This is a genomic window from Pseudomonas sp. 300, from assembly GCF_055803035.1.
Genome location: NZ_JAVLRV010000002.1, coordinates 3,106,792 through 3,128,611, shown reverse-complemented (window position 1 = coordinate 3,128,611; position 21,820 = coordinate 3,106,792). Strand labels below are relative to the sequence as shown.

22 protein-coding genes are annotated in these 21,820 nt (G+C 60.8%); 18 read left to right on the top strand and 4 right to left on the bottom strand.

Annotated elements, in window-relative coordinates:
* Positions 1-67 precede the first annotated feature (67 nt).
* The 12 genes from Q7W83_RS20750 to Q7W83_RS20695 all read left to right on the top strand — a co-directional run bounded on the left by Q7W83_RS20750 (position 68) and on the right by Q7W83_RS20695 (position 12,474).
* Positions 68-676, top strand: a complete 609-nt coding sequence (locus tag Q7W83_RS20750) for a DUF4823 domain-containing protein (protein WP_150631721.1) — start codon at positions 68-70, stop codon at positions 674-676.
* A gap of 16 nt (positions 677-692) precedes the next feature.
* On the top strand, positions 693-1,253 hold the full coding sequence (locus Q7W83_RS20745) for a DUF1285 domain-containing protein (protein WP_150631720.1): 561 nt from the start codon (positions 693-695) through the stop codon (positions 1,251-1,253).
* A gap of 213 nt (positions 1,254-1,466) precedes the next feature.
* Positions 1,467-2,183, top strand: coding sequence for a FadR/GntR family transcriptional regulator (locus Q7W83_RS20740; protein WP_150631719.1), 717 nt, complete (start codon positions 1,467-1,469; stop codon positions 2,181-2,183).
* Positions 2,184-2,312: 129 nt separating this feature from the next.
* The gene (locus tag Q7W83_RS20735) at positions 2,313-3,188 is read left to right on the top strand and encodes an SMP-30/gluconolactonase/LRE family protein (protein ID WP_150636029.1); all 876 of its coding nucleotides are present in this window, start codon (positions 2,313-2,315) and stop codon (positions 3,186-3,188) included.
* A 197-nt stretch (positions 3,189-3,385) separates the two neighbouring features.
* Positions 3,386-4,204, top strand: coding sequence for an SDR family oxidoreductase (locus tag Q7W83_RS20730; RefSeq protein WP_150636027.1), 819 nt, complete (start codon positions 3,386-3,388; stop codon positions 4,202-4,204).
* Positions 4,205-4,319: 115 nt separating this feature from the next.
* Positions 4,320-5,324 (top strand): substrate-binding domain-containing protein, encoded by a 1,005-nt coding sequence (locus Q7W83_RS20725; protein ID WP_150631716.1) that lies wholly within the window; start codon positions 4,320-4,322, stop codon positions 5,322-5,324.
* Positions 5,325-5,390: 66 nt separating this feature from the next.
* The gene (gene araG / locus Q7W83_RS20720; RefSeq protein WP_473656768.1) at positions 5,391-6,935 is read left to right on the top strand and encodes an L-arabinose ABC transporter ATP-binding protein AraG; all 1,545 of its coding nucleotides are present in this window, start codon (positions 5,391-5,393) and stop codon (positions 6,933-6,935) included.
* 12 nt (positions 6,936-6,947) lie between these two features.
* Positions 6,948-7,916 (top strand): L-arabinose ABC transporter permease AraH, encoded by a 969-nt coding sequence (gene araH, locus Q7W83_RS20715; RefSeq protein WP_150636025.1) that lies wholly within the window; start codon positions 6,948-6,950, stop codon positions 7,914-7,916.
* Positions 7,917-8,155: 239 nt separating this feature from the next.
* Positions 8,156-8,869, top strand: a complete 714-nt coding sequence (locus tag Q7W83_RS20710; RefSeq protein WP_150631713.1) for a GntR family transcriptional regulator — start codon at positions 8,156-8,158, stop codon at positions 8,867-8,869.
* On the top strand, positions 8,866-9,864 hold the full coding sequence (locus Q7W83_RS20705) for an ADP-ribosylglycohydrolase family protein (RefSeq protein WP_150631712.1): 999 nt from the start codon (positions 8,866-8,868) through the stop codon (positions 9,862-9,864). The genes Q7W83_RS20710 and Q7W83_RS20705 overlap by 4 nt, the downstream gene beginning before the upstream one ends.
* A 221-nt stretch (positions 9,865-10,085) precedes the next feature.
* Positions 10,086-11,552 carry a purine-cytosine permease family protein gene (locus Q7W83_RS20700; protein ID WP_150654613.1) on the top strand — a complete coding sequence of 489 codons (1,467 nt, stop codon included), beginning with the start codon at positions 10,086-10,088 and terminating at the stop codon, positions 11,550-11,552.
* Positions 11,545-12,474 carry a PfkB family carbohydrate kinase gene (locus Q7W83_RS20695; RefSeq protein ID WP_150631710.1) on the top strand — a complete coding sequence of 310 codons (930 nt, stop codon included), beginning with the start codon at positions 11,545-11,547 and terminating at the stop codon, positions 12,472-12,474. Before Q7W83_RS20700 ends, Q7W83_RS20695 begins: the two co-directional genes overlap by 8 nt.
* Before the next feature lie 245 nt (positions 12,475-12,719).
* Here the strand turns inward: Q7W83_RS20695 and Q7W83_RS20690 are convergent, their stop codons facing one another.
* The 3 genes from Q7W83_RS20690 to Q7W83_RS20680 form a co-directional block, all read right to left on the bottom strand.
* Positions 12,720-12,974 carry a hypothetical protein gene (locus tag Q7W83_RS20690; protein ID WP_150631709.1) on the bottom strand — a complete coding sequence of 85 codons (255 nt, stop codon included), beginning with the start codon at positions 12,972-12,974 and terminating at the stop codon, positions 12,720-12,722.
* Between the two features lie 46 nt (positions 12,975-13,020).
* Positions 13,021-13,359 carry a hypothetical protein gene (locus Q7W83_RS20685; RefSeq protein ID WP_150631708.1) on the bottom strand — a complete coding sequence of 113 codons (339 nt, stop codon included), beginning with the start codon at positions 13,357-13,359 and terminating at the stop codon, positions 13,021-13,023.
* A gap of 84 nt (positions 13,360-13,443) precedes the next feature.
* Positions 13,444-14,646 carry an MFS transporter gene (locus Q7W83_RS20680; protein ID WP_473656763.1) on the bottom strand — a complete coding sequence of 401 codons (1,203 nt, stop codon included), beginning with the start codon at positions 14,644-14,646 and terminating at the stop codon, positions 13,444-13,446.
* Between the two features lie 179 nt (positions 14,647-14,825).
* Between Q7W83_RS20680 and Q7W83_RS20675 the strand changes: the two genes are divergently transcribed.
* The 6 genes from Q7W83_RS20675 to Q7W83_RS20650 all read left to right on the top strand — a co-directional run bounded on the left by Q7W83_RS20675 (position 14,826) and on the right by Q7W83_RS20650 (position 20,680).
* The gene (locus Q7W83_RS20675; RefSeq protein WP_031319060.1) at positions 14,826-15,308 is read left to right on the top strand and encodes a GNAT family N-acetyltransferase; all 483 of its coding nucleotides are present in this window, start codon (positions 14,826-14,828) and stop codon (positions 15,306-15,308) included.
* Between the two features lie 171 nt (positions 15,309-15,479).
* Positions 15,480-16,472: a 2-dehydro-3-deoxygalactonokinase gene (locus tag Q7W83_RS20670; RefSeq protein WP_150631707.1), complete on the top strand. Its 993-nt coding sequence runs from the start codon at positions 15,480-15,482 to the stop codon at positions 16,470-16,472.
* A 19-nt stretch (positions 16,473-16,491) separates the two neighbouring features.
* Positions 16,492-17,112, top strand: coding sequence for a 2-dehydro-3-deoxy-6-phosphogalactonate aldolase (locus tag Q7W83_RS20665; RefSeq protein ID WP_473656760.1), 621 nt, complete (start codon positions 16,492-16,494; stop codon positions 17,110-17,112).
* Between the two features lie 47 nt (positions 17,113-17,159).
* Positions 17,160-18,308 carry a galactonate dehydratase gene (dgoD, locus tag Q7W83_RS20660; protein WP_008152275.1) on the top strand — a complete coding sequence of 383 codons (1,149 nt, stop codon included), beginning with the start codon at positions 17,160-17,162 and terminating at the stop codon, positions 18,306-18,308.
* Positions 18,309-18,505: 197 nt separating this feature from the next.
* Positions 18,506-19,816, top strand: coding sequence for an MFS transporter (locus Q7W83_RS20655; protein WP_473656758.1), 1,311 nt, complete (start codon positions 18,506-18,508; stop codon positions 19,814-19,816).
* A gap of 60 nt (positions 19,817-19,876) precedes the next feature.
* On the top strand, positions 19,877-20,680 hold the full coding sequence (locus tag Q7W83_RS20650; RefSeq protein ID WP_008152270.1) for an IclR family transcriptional regulator: 804 nt from the start codon (positions 19,877-19,879) through the stop codon (positions 20,678-20,680).
* Here the strand turns inward: Q7W83_RS20650 and Q7W83_RS20645 are convergent, their stop codons facing one another.
* Complete coding sequence (locus Q7W83_RS20645) at positions 20,681-21,733, bottom strand: NAD(P)-dependent alcohol dehydrogenase (protein ID WP_150631703.1); 1,053 nt, start codon at positions 21,731-21,733, stop codon at positions 20,681-20,683.
* Positions 21,734-21,820 lie beyond the last annotated feature (87 nt).

Here is a 21,820-nt window from a genome sequence, read left to right as displayed (position 1 = left end):
AGCTGGCGCGGAAGCTGCATCCAATGGCCATTCGCCGGTTTTCCGTCACCGGCCTCTGGAGGGTAGGATGCGTAGCCTGGTTTTGCTGCTGGCCGTTTTGGCGCTTGGTGGCTGCATGAATGTGAGCGATCTGGCTGAAGGGACTCGCTACCACTTGAGCGACGCGGGTCTGCTCGACCACAGCGACAGCCGCCGCGTGAACAACCTGCGCATTCAGCCGGACTCGTTCGTCTACATCGCTCAGGGTGCCTTTGTGCCGCCGGGTAGTGCGGTCTATCCGCGACCTAACGTGATCGCCGAAGTCGCTTTCGACGGCTTTATCGAATACTTCCCGATGGTCCGTCGCGCGCGCGCGCCGGCAGGTCTCGACCAGGCCATGGGCGAAGCCCGTGCGGCCGGTGCGCATTACCTGCTCTACACCCGTTTCGCCAAGTCTGATGACCGTATTGGCAACTCGGACGAATGGCTCGATCAGGAAGCCGTGGATCGTCTCGGTATCGACTCCGGCGTAATTCAGATCATGTTGATCGAGACCAGCACCCAGTATTTGATTGATACTGCGCGTATCAAGAGTCGTGGCGGTTTACTGACGTTCCACGACAAAAAGCCAGAAGACCTGATGGGCCCGCCACTGCGGCAATACGCGCGCAGCCTGCTGGGGCTCAGCGACCAGTAATTCCAAGGAGAACGCCATGAGCGGCCCGCAAAAAGCCAACGACCTGTTGGGGCAAATCCCCAAGACCCAAGGCTTGCCACCGGTCCATTTGTGGAACCCCGACTTCTGCGGCGACATCGACATGCGCATCGCCCGTGACGGCACCTGGTATTACCTGGGCACGCCGATCGGGCGCAAGCCAATGGTCAAACTGTTCTCCACCATCATTCGCCGCGACGGCGATGATTATTTCCTCATTACCCCGGTCGAGAAAGTCGGCATCAAGGTCGACGATGCACCGTTCGTGGCGATTGCCGTCGACGTGGAAGGCGAAGGTGAAGCCCAAGTCCTGCGTTTCACCACCAACGTCGATGAAACCGCCGAGGCGGGTGCCGAACATGCGATTCGCGTGGTGATTGATCCGGTGACACAAGAGCCTGCGCCGTATGTGCATGTGCGCACCAATCTCGAAGCGTTGATTCATCGCAATGTGTTTTACCAATTGGTGGAGCTGGCGGTGACTCGTGAGATCGATGGGCAACGCTGGCTCGGTGTGTGGAGCGGCGGCATTTTCTTCCCCATCGGCCTCGAGCCGTAACCCATAACCCTGTGGGAGCGAGACCGGCTTGCCGGCGATGGCGGTGTATTAGTCAACGAAGATATCGACTGTTATTGCCCTATCGCGAGCAGGCTCGCTCCCACACTGGGATTGTGAATTCTTCCGAAAAATCAAATTGACACCCAATCGTATGATGATTAGCGTAAGCAACCATCGCGAACGGCGTTCTGCCGTCCCAGCATCGAGGTGCCCATGTCCAGCAGTTTTCACGCATCGACGGTCGATTGGCTGGGTTGCTGGATTGCGGCGGGCCAGGTAAAACCCGGCGAAACCCTCAAGGTCGAAGCCGATCTGGGCGAGCAACTCGGCGTCAGTCGCACGGTCATACGCGAAGCCATCAAAACCCTGGTCGCCAAAGGCATGCTCGAAGTCGGGCCCAAGGTGGGCACGCGGGTGTTACCGGTGCGGCGCTGGAACCTCTTCGATCCGCAAGTCGTCGGCTGGCTGTCGCGTAGCGGCTTGCCGGAAAACTTCGTCGACGATTTGCTCGACCTGCGCCGCACCATCGAGCCGATGGCCGTGCGCTGGGCCTGCGAGCGGGCGAGTGCCGAGCAGGTGCAAGCGGTGCTTCAGGCCTACAATGCGCTGGAACGGGCGGTGGACAGCGGGATCGATTACAACCGCGCCGACCAGTTCTTCCACGAGTGCATCCTCGCGGCCAGCCACAATCAGTTCATCGAACAAATGGTCCCGGCCCTCGGCGCACTCCTGGCCGTCTCTTTTGAGGTTTCCGCCGCCGATCCGGACGAATTGCGCCGTACGCTACCGATTCACAAAGACATGGCCGACGCCATCGCCGCTCGCGATGCAGCACGCGGTGTATGGGCCTGCATGACGCTGATCGACAACGCTGACCTGGCCATCAAACGTTTCTACCCCAAAGTCATGGCCGACAAAAAAGCCGGCTAAAAACACAGGCCCCTTGTGGGCGCGAACTTGCTCGTGATGAGGCCGGCACATTCAATACTGATTTCGCCTGACCCACCGCTTTCGCGGGCAGGCTCGCTCCCACATAACAGCAAAAAGAAAGGAGGTTTCATGGCGTGGCATGCGGTTACCGGACACCGTGCGCAACTGGGCGAAGGCCCGTTCTGGGATGTGCCGACGCAGGCGCTCTATTGGGTGGATATCGCCGGCAAACAAGCGCTGCGGCTGATCGGCGCCAACGTGCAGATCTGGCAGATGCCGGAGCACGTGTCGGCCTTCATCCCCTGCGAAAGCGGCGATGCGCTGGTGACGTTGAGCAGTGGCGTGTATCGGCTCGATCTGGATTCACCAGGCCTCGCGCCACGACTGACCTTGCTCTGTGTCGCCGATCCGCAGCCCGGCAATCGCGGCAACGAAGCCCGTTGCGATGCCCAGGGCCGGCTCTGGCTCGGCACCATGCAGAACAACATCGGCGAAAACGGCGAAGACCTGCCTGTTGTGCAGCGTTCTGGCGGCCTGTTTCGAATCGACCGCGATGCCCGGGTGACGCCGCTGCTTCGTGGCTTGGGCATTCCCAACACGTTGCTGTGGAGTGACGACGCCACCACGCTGTACTTCGCTGACAGCCTCGATGGCACGCTCTACGAGTATTTCATTCGCACCGACGGCGGCCTCGAGCCCGCGCAAGTCTGGTTTGGCCCGCATGAACGTGGCGGCCCGGATGGCTCGGCGATGGATGCCGAGGGTTACCTCTGGAATGCACGTTGGGACGGCAGTTGCCTGCTCAGGTTGACGCCGGACGGTCATGTCGATCGCGTAATCGAATTGCCGGTCAGCCGTCCTACCAGTTGCGTGTTCGGTGGCGCCGACCTGAAAACCCTGTACATCACCAGCGCTGCCAGCCCGCGTAACCATCCGCTGGACGGCGCGGTGTTGGCTGTTCAGGTCGATGTACCCGGAAAACCCTGTACCAGATTTGCTGGATGAATCCCAAAATATGGGATGTAAAATTATATATTGAGATTATTTGGCGGTCGGGTTTATAGTCGGCTCCATCAGTTACACGCACTCACACTTAAAAAAACAAAACAGGTGAAGTGATGCAGCGATTTTCCAGAACTTTTTTCGGCCGGACATCGACAGATGCCCGGTTTTTGTCGTGCCTGGAAAAGGGAGCTTGATGCATGGCTGAACGACTCTCCTTGCCGGCGCTGGCCGAACCGCCCAAGGGCAAGCGCCTGAAAGATAAGGTTGTGATGCTGACCGGCGCCGCCCAAGGCATCGGCGAGGCGATCGTCGCTGCCTTCGCCCATCAACAGGCCAAATTGATCATCAGTGATATCCAGACCGAGAAAGTCGAAAAAGTCGCGGCGCGGTGGCGTGATCAAGGCTTCAACGTTCATGCGATCACGGCTGACGTGTCCCGGCAGCAGGATCTTGACGCTATGGCCAATCTGGCGATGGAACGTCACGGTCGCATCGACGTGCTGGTCAACTGCGCCGGCGTCAACGTGTTCCGCGATCCGCTGGAAATGACTGAAGAAGACTGGCGCCGCTGCTTCGCCATCGACCTGGACGGCGCCTGGTTCGGTTGCAAAGCGGTGTTGCCGCAGATGATCGAGCAGGGCATCGGCAGCATCATCAACATTGCCTCGACCCATTCCACGCACATCATTCCCGGCTGCTTCCCGTACCCGGTGGCCAAGCACGGTTTGCTCGGACTGACCCGCGCGCTCGGCATCGAATACGCGCCGAAGGGTATTCGCGTCAACGCCATTGCGCCGGGCTACATCGAAACCCAGCTCAACGTCGATTACTGGAACGGTTTTGCCGACCCCCACGCTGAACGCCAGCGGGCTTTCGACCTGCATCCGCCGCGCCGCATTGGCCAGCCGATTGAAGTGGCGATGACTGCGGTTTTCCTCGCCAGCGACGAAGCGCCCTTTATCAACGCATCGTGCATCACCATCGATGGTGGTCGCTCGGTGATGTATCACGACTAGGCAAAACGCATTTCAGGCGCGGAATTCCGCTTGAAATCCAATCATCATATGATATGACTATTTGCTGCACCGGCTTTCAAATTAACGCTCAAAAAAAATAACAAGGAGTCAGCTTATGAATCGTCGTCGTGGGATCCGTTCCCTGTGCTGTGCCGCTTTGGCGGTCACCGCGGTCAGCCTGAGCAGTACGTTGCTGGCGGCCGAGGAAGTGAAGATCGGTTTTCTGGTCAAACAGGCGGAAGAGCCCTGGTTCCAGACCGAATGGGCCTTCGCCGAAAAGGCCGGCAAAGATAAAGGCTTCACGGTGATCAAAATCGCCGTGCCGGACGGCGAGAAAACCCTGTCCGCGATCGACAGCCTGGCGGCCAACGGCGCCAAGGGCTTCGTGATTTGCCCGCCGGACGTGTCCCTCGGCCCGGCGATCATGGCCAAAGCCAAACTCAATGGTTTGAAAGTGATTGCCGTGGATGACCGCTTCGTCGATGCCAGCGGCAAGTTCATGGAAGACGTTCCGTACCTCGGCATGGCGGCGTTCGAAGTCGGCCAGAAGCAGGGCGCGGCGATGGCCACGGAAGCGAAAAAACGCGGCTGGGACTGGAAAGACACCTACGCGGTCATCAACACCTACAACGAACTCGACACCGGCAAAAAGCGCACCGACGGTTCGGTCAAAGCGCTGGAAGACGCCGGCATGCCGAAAGACCACATCCTGTTCTCGGCCCTTAAAACCCTCGACGTGCCGGGCAGCATGGACGCCACCAACTCGGCGCTGGTGAAACTGCCGAGCGCGGCGAAAAACCTGATCATCGGCGGCATGAACGACAACACCGTGCTGGGCGGCGTGCGCGCCACCGAGAGCGCCGGGTTTGCCGCAGCCAACGTGATCGGCATCGGCATCAACGGCACCGACGCCATCGGCGAACTGAAAAAACCCAACAGCGGTTTCTTCGGCTCGATGCTGCCGAGCCCGCACATCGAAGGCTACAACACCGCGAGCATGATGTTCGAGTGGGTCACCACCGGCAAAGAACCACCGAAATACACGGCGATGGACGACGTGACCCTGATCACGCGCGAGAACTTCAAGCAGGAACTGGAAAAGATCGGCCTCTGGAACTGAGGCGCGGTTGATTTCATTGGCAGCCCTGGCGACAGGGCTGCCTGATCTGTGTGATGAGGTGGTTTTATGCACGCGCAAGTACAGACACAACACAACGGCGTCGGCGGCAGCCTGCGTTTCAACGGGATCGGCAAGACCTTTCCCGGGGTGAAGGCGCTGGATGGCATCAGCTTCGTCGCCCATCCGGGCCAGGTTCACGCCTTGATGGGCGAGAACGGCGCCGGCAAATCGACGCTGCTGAAAATCCTCGGCGGCGCCTACACGCCGAGCAGCGGCGACCTGCAGATCGGCGAGCGGACGATGGTCTTCAAATCCACCGCCGACAGCATCGGCAGCGGGGTCGCGGTGATCCATCAGGAGCTGCACCTGGTCCCGGAAATGACCGTGGCGGAAAACCTGTTCCTCGGTCATCTGCCCGCCAGTTTCGGCCTGATCAATCGCGGCGCACTGCGTCAGCAAGCGTTGGCCTGCCTCAAAGGCCTGGCCGATGAAATTGATCCGCAGGAGAAAGTCAGTCGCCTGTCTCTGGGCCAGCGGCAACTGGTGGAAATCGCCAAGGCGTTGTCCCGTGGCGCGCATGTGATCGCATTCGACGAACCGACCAGCAGTCTCTCGGCGCGGGAGATTGATCGCTTGATGGCGATCATCGGGCGCCTGCGCGACGAAGGCAAAGTGGTGCTCTACGTTTCCCATCGCATGGAAGAAGTGTTCCGCGTCTGCAACGCGGTGACGGTGTTCAAGGACGGCCGTTACGTGCGCACCTTCGAGGACATGAGTGAGCTGACCCATGATCAATTGGTCACGTGCATGGTCGGGCGCGACATTCAGGACATCTACGATTATCGCCCGCGCAAGCGTGGCGCGGTGGCGCTGAGGGTCGACGGTCTGCTCGGGCCGGGCTTGCGCGAGCCGGTGAGTTTCGATGCACACAAAGGCGAAATTCTTGGGCTGTTCGGTCTGGTTGGCGCGGGGCGTACCGAACTGTTCCGCATACTCAGCGGCCTTGAGCGCAACACCGCCGGGCGCCTGGAATTGCGCGGGCATGAACTGAAGCTGCGTTCACCCCGCGATGCGATTGCCGCCGGCATTCTGCTGTGTCCCGAGGACCGCAAGAAGGAGGGCATCATGCCGCTCTCCAGCGTCGCCGAGAACATCAACATCAGCGCACGCGGCGCTCATTCCACCTTCGGTTGCCTGTTGCGCGGACTGTGGGAAAAAGGCAACGCCGACAAGCAGATCAAGGCGCTGAAAGTGAAGACGCCCAACGCGGCGCAAAAAATCATGTACCTGTCCGGCGGCAATCAGCAGAAGGCCATTCTCGGCCGCTGGCTGTCGATGCCGATGAAAATCCTGTTGCTCGACGAACCGACTCGCGGCATCGACATCGGTGCCAAAGCCGAGATCTACCAGATCATCCATAACCTCGCTGAAAGCGGTATCGCGGTGATTGTGGTGTCCAGCGACCTGATGGAAGTGATGGGTATTTCCGACCGCATCCTGGTGCTCTGTGAAGGCGCGATGCGCGGCGAACTGTCCCGTGACGAGGCCAACGAATCCAACCTGCTGCAACTGGCTTTGCCGCGCCAACGCGCTGACGGCGTGGCGAACTGAGAGGTGACTATGATGACAACCCAAAACAACGCTCTTCCTACCCAGCGCAAACCCCTCGACCTGCGGCGCTTCCTTGATGACTGGGTCATGTTGCTCGCAGCCGTCGGGATCTTCGTGCTCTGCACCTTGCTGATCGACAACTTCCTCTCGCCGCTGAACATGCGCGGCCTGGGGCTGGCGATATCCACCACCGGTATTGCCGCGTGCACCATGTTGTATTGCCTGGCGTCGGGGCATTTCGACTTGTCGGTGGGCTCGGTGATTGCCTGTGCCGGCGTGGTCGCGGCGGTGGTGATGCGCGACACCGACAGCGTTTTTCTCGGCGTGGCGGCGGCGCTGTTCATGGGGCTGATTGTCGGGCTGATCAACGGGATCGTGATCGCCAAGCTGCGGGTCAATGCGTTGATCACCACGCTGGCGACCATGCAGATCGTTCGCGGTCTGGCTTACATTTTTGCCAATGGCAAAGCGGTAGGCGTGTCGCAGGAGTCGTTCTTCGTCTTCGGTAACGGCCAGTTGTTTGGTGTGCCGGTGCCGATTCTGATCACCATCGTTTGCTTCCTGTTTTTCGGCTGGCTGCTCAATTACACCACCTATGGGCGCAATACCATGGCCATCGGCGGCAACCAGGAAGCGGCGCTGCTGGCCGGGGTCAACGTTGACCGGACCAAGATCATCATCTTCGCCGTGCACGGCGTGATCGGGGCATTGGCCGGGGTGATTCTGGCGTCGCGGATGACGTCCGGTCAGCCGATGATCGGCCAGGGTTTCGAGCTGACGGTGATCTCGGCTTGCGTGCTCGGCGGGGTGTCGCTGAGTGGCGGGATCGGCATGATCCGGCACGTGATCGCCGGGGTATTGATTCTGGCGATCATCGAGAATGCGATGAACCTGAAGAACATCGATACGTTTTACCAGTACGTGATTCGCGGTTCGATTTTGCTGCTGGCTGTGGTCATCGACCGCCTCAAACAACGCTGACACCCTTTATTTGTAGGAGTGAGACCGGACTGCTCACGATAGCGGTGGATCTGACACATTGAGGTTGGATGAGCCATTGCTTTCGCGAGCAGGCTCGCTCCCACATTTGGAATGCATTCCCCTGTGGGAGCGAGCCTGCTCGCGATTGACCGCGAAGCGGTCGCTTTGGCTCCCTCCTCCCGTCACCTCCCTGAAATATTCCTTGCTCGCCCAACCCCGTTTCGGTTATCAATTTGTACATGATTAGACAGGTACGATTTGACAAGAAACAACGGGTGGTCGACGAACTCATCCGGCGCATCGAAAGCGGCCTCTTGGAGGACGGTTTTCTGTTGCCCGGCGAGCATCAGTTGGCTCAAGAATTCAAAGTCAGCCGCGGCACGCTGCGCGAAGCCCTGGCCGAGCTGAAACGGCGCCACTACATCGCGACGCAAAGCGGTGTCGGTTCCATCGTCACGTTCGACGGTGTGGTGCTCGATCAGCGCAATGGCTGGGCGCAGGCCCTGGCCGACAGCGGGGCGCTGATCAATACCGAAGTGCTGCGGCTGGAGGCGGTGACCCGGCCTGACCTGCTGCCGCGTTTCGGCACTGACCAGTTCATCACCCTCGACCGCCGCCGCCGTTCCACCGACGGCAAGCTGGTTTCCCTCGAACGCTCATTGATGCCCGCCACCGGAGGCCTGGAAAGCCTGCCGCGTGTCGGCCTGATCGACAATTCCCTGACCATCACCCTGGCCGCGTACGGCTACATCGGCGAGCGCGGCGATCAATGGATCGGCGCTGAACCCTTGAGCGCCGAAGACGCCGAGCTGCTGGGTCGTCCGGTCGGTACAGTGTTTCTCAAAGCCTTGCGCACCACGTACGACCGGCAGAACCGCTTCATGGAACAGGTCGAAAGCCTGCTTGATCCCGTGCACTTCCGCCTGCACCTGCAATTTGGAAACCCGCAATGACCGCGCTTAATCGTGCGCTGGGCGCGTTTTACGGATTGGCCCTGGGCGATGCGCTGGGCATGCCGACGCAATCCCTGAGCCGCGCCGAAATCAAGGCGCGTTTCGGGGAGATCACCGGTCTGCAAGACGCCGGCCCCGATCAACCGATTGCGGCCAACATGCCCAAAGGCTCGATCACTGACGACACCGAGCAGGCGATTCTGGTCGGTCAGTTGTTGATCGACGGCGAAGGCAAGATCGAACCCTCGGTACTGGCTCAACGGCTGATCGAATGGGAAGCCGTGATGCAGGCCAAGGGCTCACAGGATTTGCTCGGGCCGTCGACCAAACGGGCGATCGAAATGATTCTCGCCGGCCATTCGCCGGAAGAAGCCGGCCGCTACGGCACCACCAACGGCGCGGCGATGCGCATCACGCCGGTCGGCATTTCGGCGGATGTCGCCGATCCCGAGCGTTTCATCAACGCGGTGGTGCAGGCCTGCCAGGTCACTCATAACACCACGCTGGGCATTTCCAGCGCAGCGGCGGTGGCGGCAGTGGTCTCGGCGGGCATCAATGGCATGGACCTGGGCGAAGCATTGAACCTCGGCCAGCAAATCGCCCAGCAAGCGGAAAGCCACGGCCACTGGGTCGCGGGCGGGCGCATTGCCTCACGCATCAGTTGGGCGCGGACGATCAGCGTCGACAGTGACAAGGCGTTCCTGGCGGACTTGATGTATGACGTGATTGGCACTTCAGTGGCGTCACAGGAGTCGGTAGTGGTTTCGTTTGCCTTGGCGCAACAAGTGGCCATCGGTGAGATGAATGCCTTCGAAGCGGTGTGCATGGCCGCCAGTCTGGGCGGCGACACGGACACCATCGCGGCGATTCTCGGGGCCATGCTGGGGGCCTGTCTGGGACTTGAGAGTTGGCCGGTGGCGATGATCGACGAGGTCAAAGCTGTTAACTCGCTGGAGCTGGAACCGTTGGTGCAGGGGCTGTTGGCTTTGCGTTGACTGGGTTGACGCCATCGCGAGCATGCTCGCTCCCACAGGAATAGTGCAAACCTCACGGCACACGCCTTACCTGTGGGAGCGAGCTTGCTCGCGATAGGCGCACCGCGTATTTAAATAAATCACCCGCAATGGATCGCACAACTACGGCCAGGATCGCCGGGATGTTATGTCGACTTCCGCAATTGCCCATAACCACAACAAAGGCAACAGGAGCATTTCACATGAGTTCATCGACCGCCGGGCAAAGCGCCGGGCAACTGGAAACCCGTGGCATCGAACCGGTGCCGGAAGCGGAGTGCAACGGGCATCCGCTACAGTTGTTCTGGGTCTGGTTCGCCGCCAACATTTCCATCCTCGGCCTGCCGCTCGGCGCCACGCTGGTGGCGTTTCGCGGCTTGGCGATCTGGCAGGCGATCATCGTCGCGATCCTTGGCGCTGCCGGTTCCTTCGCGGTGGTCGGGATCATTTCCATCGCCGGTCGCCGTGGTCGCGCACCCAGCCTGACGCTGTCGCGGGCGATCTTTGGTGTGCGCGGCAATATCGGCCCGACACTGGTTTCGTTGATGTCGCGGTTGGGCTGGGAAACCGTCAACACCACCACCGCCGCGTTCGTGTTGCTGTCGCTGTGTTCAATCCTGTTCGGTTCCCCGGTGGAAGCCAAAAGCGCGCCGGTACTGACCCTGATCTTCATCGCGATTTTCGTGCTGCTGACTTTGTCGGTATCCGGCCTCGGTCATGCGACGTTGCTGGTGATTCAGAAGTGGGCGACTTACGTGTTCGGCGCGCTGAACATTCTGGTCGGCGGTTTCCTCTGCGCCACCATCGACTGGAGCGCCGTGTTCAACGCCACGCCCGCACCGCTAAGCGCAATGATCATCGGCGTCGGCACCATGGCCGCCGGCACCGGGATCGGTTGGGCGAATGCCGGTGCCGACATGTCGCGCTATCAGCATCGCAGTGTCAAAGCCGTGCGTCTGGTGGCTTCCGCCGCGTTTGGTGCGGGGATCCCGCTGGTGTTGCTGATTACCCTCGGCGGCCTGCTGTCGGTGGGCAACAACGACCTGGCCTCTGCCACTGACCCGATCATCGCGATCCGCGACATGCTGCCGACCTGGATGGCCGTGCCGTACCTGATCACTGCGTTCGGCGGCCTGCTGCTGTCGAACAACCTGTCGGTGTATTCCGCCGGTTTGACCACGCTGACCCTCGGTTTGAAGGTCAAACGTGTCTACGCCGTGGTGGTCGACATCGTCGCGATTTTCGCCGGTTCGATCTACTTCATGCTGATCGCCGACAGTTTCTACGGCCCGTTCATTACCTTCATTTCGCTGCTGGCGGTGCCGATCACGGCGTGGGTCGGGATCTTCGTCGTCGACCTGATTCACCGTCATTACTACAGCCCGAAAGACCTGCTGGACGTCAGCCCGAGCAGTGCCTACTGGTATCGCGGCGGCGTCGAGTGGCGTGCATTCGGTGCGTGGGCCGTGGCGATCGTGCTGGGTTTCAGCTTCACCACCCTCGGCACCACCGAACAAACCGTCTGGTTCCGCGGGTTCCTCTCCGACTCGTGGCTGGGCCATAACGGCCTCGGCTGGATCGTCACGTTCCTGGTCGCCGGCGGGATTTACTTCGTACTCGGTGGCGCCAGGGATCGCCGCACCGCATTGCTCGAGAATGCTCATGCCTAAGCTGTTGCACACCGGCCAGGTCATCATCGACCTGGTCATGGCCGTGGATAAACTGCCGCAGCCCGGCGGCGATGTACTGGCGCAGTCCGCCAGTTTCGAAGCGGGCGGCGGCTTCAATGTGATGGCTGCGGCGCAGCGTAATGGTTTGCCGGTGGTTTACCTCGGCCGGCATGGCGCCGGCCGTTTCGGTGATCTGGCGCGGGAGGCGATGAAGGCTGAAGGCATCCGTATCGGCATTGCTCACAGCGCGGAGCGCGATACCGGATTGTGCGTGGCGATCACCGACGCCTCGGCCGAGCGCAGTTTCGTTTCCTACATTGGCGCCGAAGGCGAAGTGACTGCCGAGGACCTGGCGAGTGTGCCCGCCGAGGCGGGCGATTATGTCTACGTCAGCGGCTACAGCCTGCTGCATATCGGCAAGGCTCAGGCGCTGGTGGATTGGGTGTTGGCGTTGCCGGCCGGGATCAACGTGGTGTTCGACCCGGGCCCGTTGGTGGAATCACCTGATGCGCCGTTGATGCAGGCGTTATTGCCGCGCATCGATCTGTGGACCAGCAACAGTGTCGAGGCGCTGCGGTTTACCGGGGCGGCGGACATTGCCGAGGCGCTGGATCGGCTCGCCGAGCATCTGCCGTCGAAGGTGTTGATGGTGGTTCGCGATGGTCCGCAAGGGTGCTGGATCCATCAGCATGGCGAGCGTCGGCACGTGCCGGGTTTCAAGGTTGAAGCGGTGGACAGCAATGGCGCCGGAGATGCCCATGCCGGGGTGTTTGTGGCGGGGTTGGCGCAAGGATTGTCAGCGGGTGAGGCGGCGCGGCGGGCGAATGCGGCGGCGGCTCTCGCCGTTACTCGTTGGGGGCCGGCGACTTCGCCTGGGGTGGCTGAGGTTGATGCATTAATCAGTAAGACTTTGGGCGCCTGATCTGGTCCCATCGCGGGCAAGCCAGCTCCCACAGGATTCGGGGTGTATACAAAATATTGTGAACACTTTAATCACTGTGGGAGCTGGCTTGCCAGCGATAGGGCCCGAAAATGCAACACATTTTTTGACCCCTACCCAGCCTTGCGCAACGCCTCGATCAACGCCTGCTTGCGCATACTATTTCTCCTGCTGCTTGTAGAGTCAGTCGGTCGTAGCCGCGCAGGCCACGACCTGATACGTCGTGCTTAAACGTCCAGCTTGCGCGCCGCCTCAACCCCGGCCGCGCTGAGCTTGATCGGCAAATTCAACGAGTGCTCACCGGCCTCGTTGCAGGTCACATGCCCATGCTGAATCAACCCGCGATCCTGCAGCGTGGCGAGGGCGCTGGCCACAACTTTCTCCCCCCGGTAATTGTCCAGGACCTCCTTGCCCAGCCCACTCGGGTGGGCGTGCAGCAGACGGGTCAGGACTTCTTTCTCAAGGTTTTTATCGACGTTCATGGTTACCTCTTCATGGATGTGGACAGGTGCAGCTCGCGTGGGCGATTTATTGGCTGGCGCCGCCTTCGGAACCCGAGCCACCGGTGGTGGTTTTCGAGCCGATGCCGGGGCCGGCGTTATCGGGTGTCTGGGTGTCGGGCATGTTCATTCCACCCTGACGGCCCGCGTCGTTGCCCTGGATCCGCGGGTCGGTGCCCGTGGACGGCGGCAGGCTGCTGTCGACGCCGGTGCCATTGGTGTTGATGCCGGGAGCGCTTTGAATGGCGGGGGATTTGGGTTTTTCGACCGGGTCGGTCGGGCCGGTACTGGGGGCGGTGTTCGCGGCGAAGGCAGCAGAGGACAGCAGGGTAGCGAGAGCGAGGGCGGTCAGTCGGGACATGATCATGGTGTCGTCTCCATTGAATTAGAGTCCTTACCCGATATTGGTCCGCCCCCGATTTGGTTTGGTGCCTGATGAACGACGAACGGTTCAGGCCCGTTGTAACGTTTTGACCGTGTAGCGCCGCCAGAGCAAGCGGCCCACGGTGATCAGCCAGTTCAGCAGCGCGACGGCGAGAACCGTAAGCAAAAGTGTCGCCATCCCGTGCTCGACGATGATCTTCCCGGCCAGCCACGGAAAACCGAACACGCCGATGAAGTACGACAGACTGAACAACAGCAACGCTTGCGCGGTGGTGCCGCCTGGTGCTTCGTTTGCGGCCAGGCCGTTGATCACCGAATACGTCAGCCCGTAACCGACGCCCAGCATCATTGCAGCCAGCACGTAGCTGACGCCGCTTTCGACCACGAAACCGAACATCACGATCGAGCCCATCATCAGCCCCGACAACAGGCAGGATGCACGGAACGGATCGCGCTTGACCACAAACCCGGCAATCAACATCCGGCTGCTGATTGCCGCGCCCATGAAACCGAAAAAGAACAGCGAGTAGTCCAGCGAACGAGCCGCCGCGTAGCTGGTTTGAAAACTCGACAGACCGCCGAACACGCAACCGCCGAGGCCGACCATGATGATGGGGAAGACCGCTCTGGACGACAGCACCTGAGCGGTTGCACGCCAGGAAATGCGCGCGACCGAGGCGGTGGGCGAGGGCGTTTTTTTCAGCTGCGCATCCAGCCGCCAAAACAGCACAACGCCGATCAGACTGGCCAGCGCCGCGAGGTAAAACGCCGCCGTCACCGGATAGCCGAGCGCACTGGCCGCGCGACCCAGCAACGGGCCGCTGCCGATCCCGGTCATCATGCTGCCCGACAGCAGCGCAAAGTATTTGGCGCGTTGCGCGGGCGTCACCAGACTCGCGACGATGATCGGCCCGAGCGTGTAGAAAACGCCCCAGCCCAACCCCAGTAGCAGGCCGAAGAACAGCAGCAGATTGCCGAACCCCGGCGTCAGTGCAAAGCCCAGGCTGGCCGCCACCAGCAGCACGCCGAACAGCGCAATTGAACGCGCCGCTCCCAGTAGATCAGACAAGTGCCCGGAGACAATCACCGCTGCAAACGTGCTGAGCATCGCCGCGGAAATCACGCTGCCGGCATCGTGTTCGTTGCCGCCACGGGAACCGATCAACAACGACAACAAAAACGTTGAGCCGTAGGACAGCGACAGCAAATAGCTGGCGAGGCAAAACAGGCCGAACAGCTTGCTGGAGACTTGTGGCGGTGCGATGGACATGACGCGGTTCCTTGACCCGATAACGGTGAGTGTCATCTATCTATCATGCGAGGCGCGGATGTTAGGTCCGAGGTTATCGATTTCAGGGTTAGTGGTGGCCGGAGTAAGGGTAAGTCCCCTCGCCAGAGGTCCCGCGCCGCCTTAGTATGGCGTTTTCCACTTTTGACGAAGGCACGTCCATGACGATCGAAATCCGCCCGGCGACCCCCAGCGATGCACCGCAAATCCTCGGGTTCATCACTGAACTGGCCGATTACGAACGTGCCCGCCACGAAGTCATCGCCAGCGTGGCCGACATCGAGCGCAGCCTGTTCAGCGAAGGCGCCACCGCCCACGGCCTGATCTGCCTGCGGGACGGTTTGCCGATTGGCTTTGCGGTGTTCTTCTTCAGCTATTCCACCTGGCTCGGCAGCAATTGCCTGTACCTCGAAGACCTCTACATCACCCCCGAGCAGCGCGGTGGCGGCGCCGGCAAAACACTGCTGCGCCACCTGGCGAAAATCGCCTGTGCCAATGATTGCGGACGATTCGAGTGGAGCGTGCTGGACTGGAACAAGCCGGCGATCGAGTTCTATAAATCCTTGGGTGCCCAGCCACAGGAAGAGTGGGTGCGGTATCGGATGGATGGCGCGGTGTTAAGGGATTTTGCTGCGGGCAATTGATCGCTTAGAGAATCGCAGCCTTCAGCAGCTCCGAAAGAGGGAGTTGCCGATGGCTGCGATTTTTTTTGATTTATCCCAAAATATGGGATGTATATTTATATATTGAGATTTGTGTGCTTGCGGGTTTATAGTCCAGCTCACTCACTGCCAATAAACAAAACAGGTGAAGCGATGCTGGCGCAATTGATCGCGCTCGATTGGGGGACAACCTCATTACGTGCTTACAAACTCGCCGCGGGTGGCCAGGTGCTTGAACAGCGTTCGCTGTCATCGGGAATCATGCAGCTGCCCCGGACGCCGCGAATCATTAAAGGTCAGGCATGCACCGACGGTTTTGAACTGGCCTTTGACGAGGCTTGCGGTGACTGGCTCGATGAACAACCCGCTTTGCCGGTGATTGCCTGCGGCATGGTTGGCAGCGCGCAAGGCTGGCGCGAAGCGGCCTACCGCGACACCCCGGCAAACGTTGCCAATCTCGGAACTTCCCTACAAACCATTCGCAGTCTTCGCGGTGCCGATGTGCACATCGTGCCGGGCGTGATTCAGCGTTCGCGCCTGCCGAACGTGATGCGCGGTGAAGAAACCCAAGTCCTCGGCGTGCTGCAAAACCTGCCGAGCGGGGCGGGCAGCGATCTGTTGATCGGCCTGCCGGGCAGTCATTCGAAATGGGTGGAAGTGGCCGACGGCTGCATCGTGCATTTCGATACCTTCATGACCGGTGAAGTCTTCGCCGTGCTCAGCGAACACAGCATTCTGGGGCGCACCCAGCAGCGTGGCGCGTCTTTTGATGGCGACGCGTTTGACCGTGGCGTGCAAGTGGCCCTGTCGGAGGAGGGCGAGATCGGCCCGCTGTCGACGCTGTTCAGCGCCCGCAGCCTCGGGCTGACCGGCGAGTTGAGCGGCAGCGCGCAACCGGACTATTTGTCCGGCCTGTTGATCGGTCATGAGTTGTCGGCGCTGGCCACGGTTCAGCGGCGTCGGCGCAACAGTGTTCATCTGCCGTCGATCATCCTCATCGGTAATTCCCAACTCTGTGCCCGCTACAGCCGGGCGCTCGACGCCTGCGGTTTTGCTCGCGTGACGCTGGCCGAACACGCCACCGAACGCGGGCTGTGGCAGTTGGCGCTCGCCGCCGGACTGATCACTCCAACCCCATCCCGTTAAACCTGACTGGAGGTCTGACATGCTCAAGCAAGCCCTGGCGCAAAACGGTTTGATCGCAATTCTGCGTGGCCTTCGCCCGCAGGAAGCGGCGGCTATCGGAGAAGTCCTTTACGCAGCCGGATTTCGCGTCATCGAAGTGCCGCTCAATTCCCCCGAACCGTACGAAAGCATCCGCATCCTGCGCAGTACCTTGCCTGCCGATTGCCTGATCGGCGCCGGAACAGTGCTGACGCCGGTACAGGTCGAGCAAGTGAAAGTCGCCGGCGGGCAGGTGATCGTCATGCCCCACAGCGATCCCAAAGTGCTGCGCGCAGCGAAAGCGGCGGGGCTGTTCCTGTCGCCGGGTGTTGCGACACCGACCGAAGCCTTCGCCGCACTGGCCGAAGGCGCGGATGTGCTGAAGATGTTTCCGGCTGAGCAAATGGGGCCGGCGGTTGTAAAAGCCTGGCTGGCGGTGCTGCCTGCCGGAACCATTCTGGCGCCCGTGGGCGGGATCACCCCGGAGAACATGCAGGTGTTTATCGACGCGGGTGTGAAGGGCTTCGGGCTCGGTTCCGGGTTGTTCAAACCGGGCATGACGCCGGAGCAAGTGGCGTCCAACGCCAAGGCCTACGTCGCTGCATGGAACGCTCTGCGTTAAGACTTTTTTGGCGCCGAGCGCGCTGCATCTAACAAGAGAGAGAAGAGATGAAAATCACCAAACTGACCACCTTCATCGTTCCGCCGCGCTGGTGCTTCCTCAAGGTCGAAACCGACGAGGGCGTGACCGGTTGGGGCGAGCCCGTGGTCGAAGGTCGTGCCCACACGGTGGCGGCTGCCGTTGAAGAATTGTCCGACTACCTGATCGGCAAAGACCCACGCAACATCGAAGACATCTGGACTGTGCTGTACCGAGGCGGCTTCTACCGGGGCGGTGCGATCCACATGAGTGCGCTGGCTGGTATCGATCAGGCGCTATGGGACATCAAGGGCAAGGCGTTGGGTGTGTCGGTCAGCGATCTGCTCGGTGGTCAGGTGCGCGACAAAATTCGTGTCTATTCGTGGATCGGCGGCGACCGTCCGGCAGACACCGCTCGCGCAGCGAAAGAAGCGGTGGAGCGTGGTTTTACTGCGGTGAAAATGAACGGCACCGAAGAGCTGCAATTCCTCGATTCCTTCGAAAAAGTCGACCTCGCCCTGGCCAACGTCGCTGCCGTGCGTGACGCAGTCGGGCCGAACGTCGGCATCGGCGTGGATTTCCATGGCCGGGTGCACAAGCCCATGGCCAAGGTGCTGATGAAGGAACTCGACCCGTACAAACTGATGTTCATCGAGGAGCCGGTGCTCAGCGAAAACTATGAAGCGCTGAAGGAACTGGCGCCATTGACCAGCACGCCGATTGCCTTGGGTGAACGGCTGTTCTCGCGCTGGGATTTCAAGCGCGTGCTCAGCGAAGGTTACGTCGACATCATCCAACCCGATGCTTCTCACGCTGGCGGCATTACCGAAACCCGCAAGATCGCCAACATGGCCGAAGCCTACGACGTGGCCTTGGCGCTGCATTGCCCGTTGGGCCCGATTGCCCTCGCGGCGTGTCTGCAACTGGACGCGGTTTGCTACAACGCCTTCATCCAGGAACAGAGCCTGGGCATCCACTACAACGAGAGCAACGACCTGCTGGATTACGTCAAGGATCCGCGAGTGTTCGATTACGACAAAGGCTTCGTGAAGATTCCGAATGGTCCTGGCTTGGGCATCGAGATCAACGAGGAATACGTGATCGAACGCGCGGCGGTCGGGCATCGCTGGCGCAACCCGATCTGGCGCCATGCCGATGGCAGTTTTGCCGAGTGGTGAGTCCTCCCTGACCCATCGCAAACCCCTGTGGGAGCCAGCCTGCTGGCGATTTGGTCTGCACCTCCAGCAGTCAAGGTGATTGACACACCGCTATCGCCAGCAGGCTGGCTCCCACCGTTTGATCTCCATGGACGGGAGATTTGCGGCACACCCCGATTTCACATCGACCTCAATAAACATAAGAAGAGGCATTCCCCATGCAACCGCAAACCCTCACCGGGCAGGCGTCGTTGGTGGCGCCCAGCCGCAAGCGTTTTTTCATCATGGTCCTGCTGTTCATCACCGTGGTGATCAACTACCTGGACCGCAGCAACCTCTCTATCGCCGCCCCGGCGCTGACCAGTGACCTGGGCATCGACCCGATCCACGTCGGACTGATCTTCTCCGCGTTCGGCTGGACCTACGCCGCCATGCAAATCCCCGGCGGCTGGCTGGTGGATCGCGTCCCGCCGCGCATTCTCTACAGCGTCGCCTTGTTGCTGTGGTCGATCGCCACGGTGATGCTCGGCTTCGCCGCCAGCTTCATCGCGCTGTTCGTCTTGCGCATGGCGGTCGGGGCGCTGGAAGCACCGGCGTATCCGATCAACAGTCGCGTGGTTACCACTTGGTTTCCAGAGCGCGAGCGCGCCACGGCCATTGGTTTCTACACGTCCGGCCAGTTCGTCGGGTTGGCATTCCTGACGCCGGTACTCGCCTGGTTGCAGCATGAGTTTGGCTGGCACATGGTGTTCGTCAGCACCGGTGCGGTGGGCATTCTCTGGGCGGTGATCTGGTACGCGGTATATCGTGAGCCACGGGATTTCAAAGGCGCCAATGACGCCGAAATCGAGCTGATACGCGAAGGCGGCGGGCTGGTGGATATCCAGGCCGAGCAAGCCAAGGTCAAGGCCAAATTCAGCTGGACCGACCTCGGCATCGTTCTGACCAAACGCAAGTTGTGGGGCATCTACCTCGGTCAGTTCTGCCTCAACTCGACGCTGTGGTTTTTCCTGACGTGGTTCCCGACCTACCTGGTGAAATATCGCGGCATGGACTTCATCAAGTCGGGCTTGCTGGCATCGCTGCCGTTTCTCGCGGCTTTCGTCGGCGTGCTCTGTTCCGGGTTCTTCTCCGATTTCCTGATCCGTCGTGGTTACACGGTGGGTTTCGCCCGCAAGCTGCCGATCATTGGCGGTCTGCTGATTTCCACCTCGATCATCGGCGCCAACTTCGTCGAGTCGACGCCGCTGGTGATTGCCTTCCTCTCCTTGGCCTTCTTCGGCAATGGTCTGGCTTCAATCACTTGGTCGCTGGTTTCCACGTTGGCGCCGGCACGGTTGTTGGGGCTGACCGGTGGGGTGTTCAATTTCATCGGCAATCTGTCGGCGATCACCACACCGATTGTCATCGGTTTCCTCGCCACCGGTGACTCGTTCGCTCCGGCGATCACCTATATCTCCGTTCTGGCGTTGATTGGTGCGCTTTCCTACATTCTGCTGGTCGGGAAGGTCGAGCGTATCAAGTTGTAGTCGCAGCCGTCGGGCGACCATAATGCCGCCCGCTCCCTCGCTCAACGGTAAAGGCTGGATATGCAGGAAGACGCCCCAAAAATCGCCAAGGACGCCGCGCCGACCGGCACCCAGACATTGCTTCGCGGTCTGGGTGTGGTTCAGGCCGTGGCCAGTGGCGCCCGCGATCTCAAGGAAATCGCCCGGCTGATCGGCACGACGCGCAGCACCACCCATCGTCTGGCCAGTTGCCTGGTGGACGAGCGCTATCTGCGCGTGGTGCCGCAGGTCGGTTATTTGCTGGGGCCGAAGCTGATCGAGTTGGGTTTCCAGGCGCGCGAGGAACTGCCGCTGGTCACCTTGGCCGGGCCGTATCTGGATGAGTTGTCGGCGTTGACCGGCGACACCATTCACCTGGCGATTCGCGAAGGCGACGAGGTCCTGTACCTGCACAAGAATCCGGGGCGCAATGGCCCGGAAATGCGTTCGCGGGTCGGCCATCGCATGCCGTTGGCGCGCACCGGGATCGGCAAGGCGCTGATGCTCGATGACACGCAGGAAGAATGGCAACGACTGTACGAAGTCAGTCTGCCGGCGGGTGGGAAAAATCAGTTCTGGCCGCAGCACCCGGAGCAATCCTGGGAGCAGTTTCAGCAGCGCATGGTCGAGTACGTGGCAGGCGGTTATGCCTTCGACCTGGAAGACAACGAACCGTCAATCCGCTGCGTGGCGGCGCCGATCCGTGATGCCAGCAAGCGCATTGTCGCCGGCATCAGCATCGCCAGCACCGTGCCGTACATGCCGCTGGAAAAAATGGCCGAGCTGATTCCCCTGATCAAAGGGGTCACAGCCCGGCTCTCGGCAGAGCTTGGCGCTAAGGTCTGATCAGACTTTCAGCGTCGCCATGTCGATGACGAAACGGTATTTCACGTCACCGGCGATCATGCGGGCATAAGCCTCGTTGATCTGGCGGATGTCGAGCATTTCGATGTCGCAGGTGATGTTGTGCTCGGCGCAGAAATCCAGCACTTCCTGGGTTTCGGCGATGCCGCCGATCAGCGAGCCGGCCAGTACGCGACGGCTCATCACCAGTTTGCCGGCGTGGACCGGTGGATCGACCGGTTCGATCAGCCCGACCAGAATGTGCACGCCATCGAAACGCAGGGTGTCGAGGTAGGGATTAAGGTCGTGCTGCACCGGAATGGTGTCCAGCAGGAAGTCGAAATGACCCGCTGCTGCCTTCATCTGTTCGGCATCGGTCGACACAATCACGTGATCCGCACCCTGACGACGACCTTCTTCAGCCTTGCTCGCCGAGCGAGTGAACAGCGTCACTTCCGCGCCCATTGCCTTGGCGAACTTGATGCCCATGTGCCCGAGGCCGCCCATGCCGAGAATCCCGACCTTGTCACCCGCCTTCACGCCGTAGTGTTTGAGCGGCGAGTAGGTGGTGATGCCGGCGCAGAGGATCGGCGCGGCACTGGCGAGGTCGAGTTTTTCCGGAATGCGCACGACGAAGTGCTCACTGACCACGATGCTGTCGGAGTAACCGCCCATGGTATTGCTGCCATCCACGCGGTCAGGGGTGGCATAAGTCATGGTCGGACCTTCGAGGCAATATTGCTCGAGGTTGGCCTGGCAAGCTTCGCAGCTGCGGCAGGAGTCGACCATGCAGCCGACGCCGACCAGATCGCCGACTTTATGCTGGGTGACATTCGCACCGATGGCGGTAACTTTGCCTACGATCTCGTGGCCGGGCATCAGTGGGTAAACGGCAATGCCCCACTCGTTGCGCGCCTGGTGGATGTCGGAATGGCAGACGCCGCAGTAGAGAATATCGATCGCCACGTCGTCGGCGCGAGGGCTGCGGCGTTCGAATTTTACCGGGGCGAGGGGAGTGGTGGCCGACTGGGCGGCGTATCCGATGGCGGTGTACATGATGAACCTCGCAAAAGCAGTGGCAGGTGAGGCGGCGCATTTTGAGCGCCGCGTCGGTCACCGGCCATGGCGATTCCTCCGGGTGTC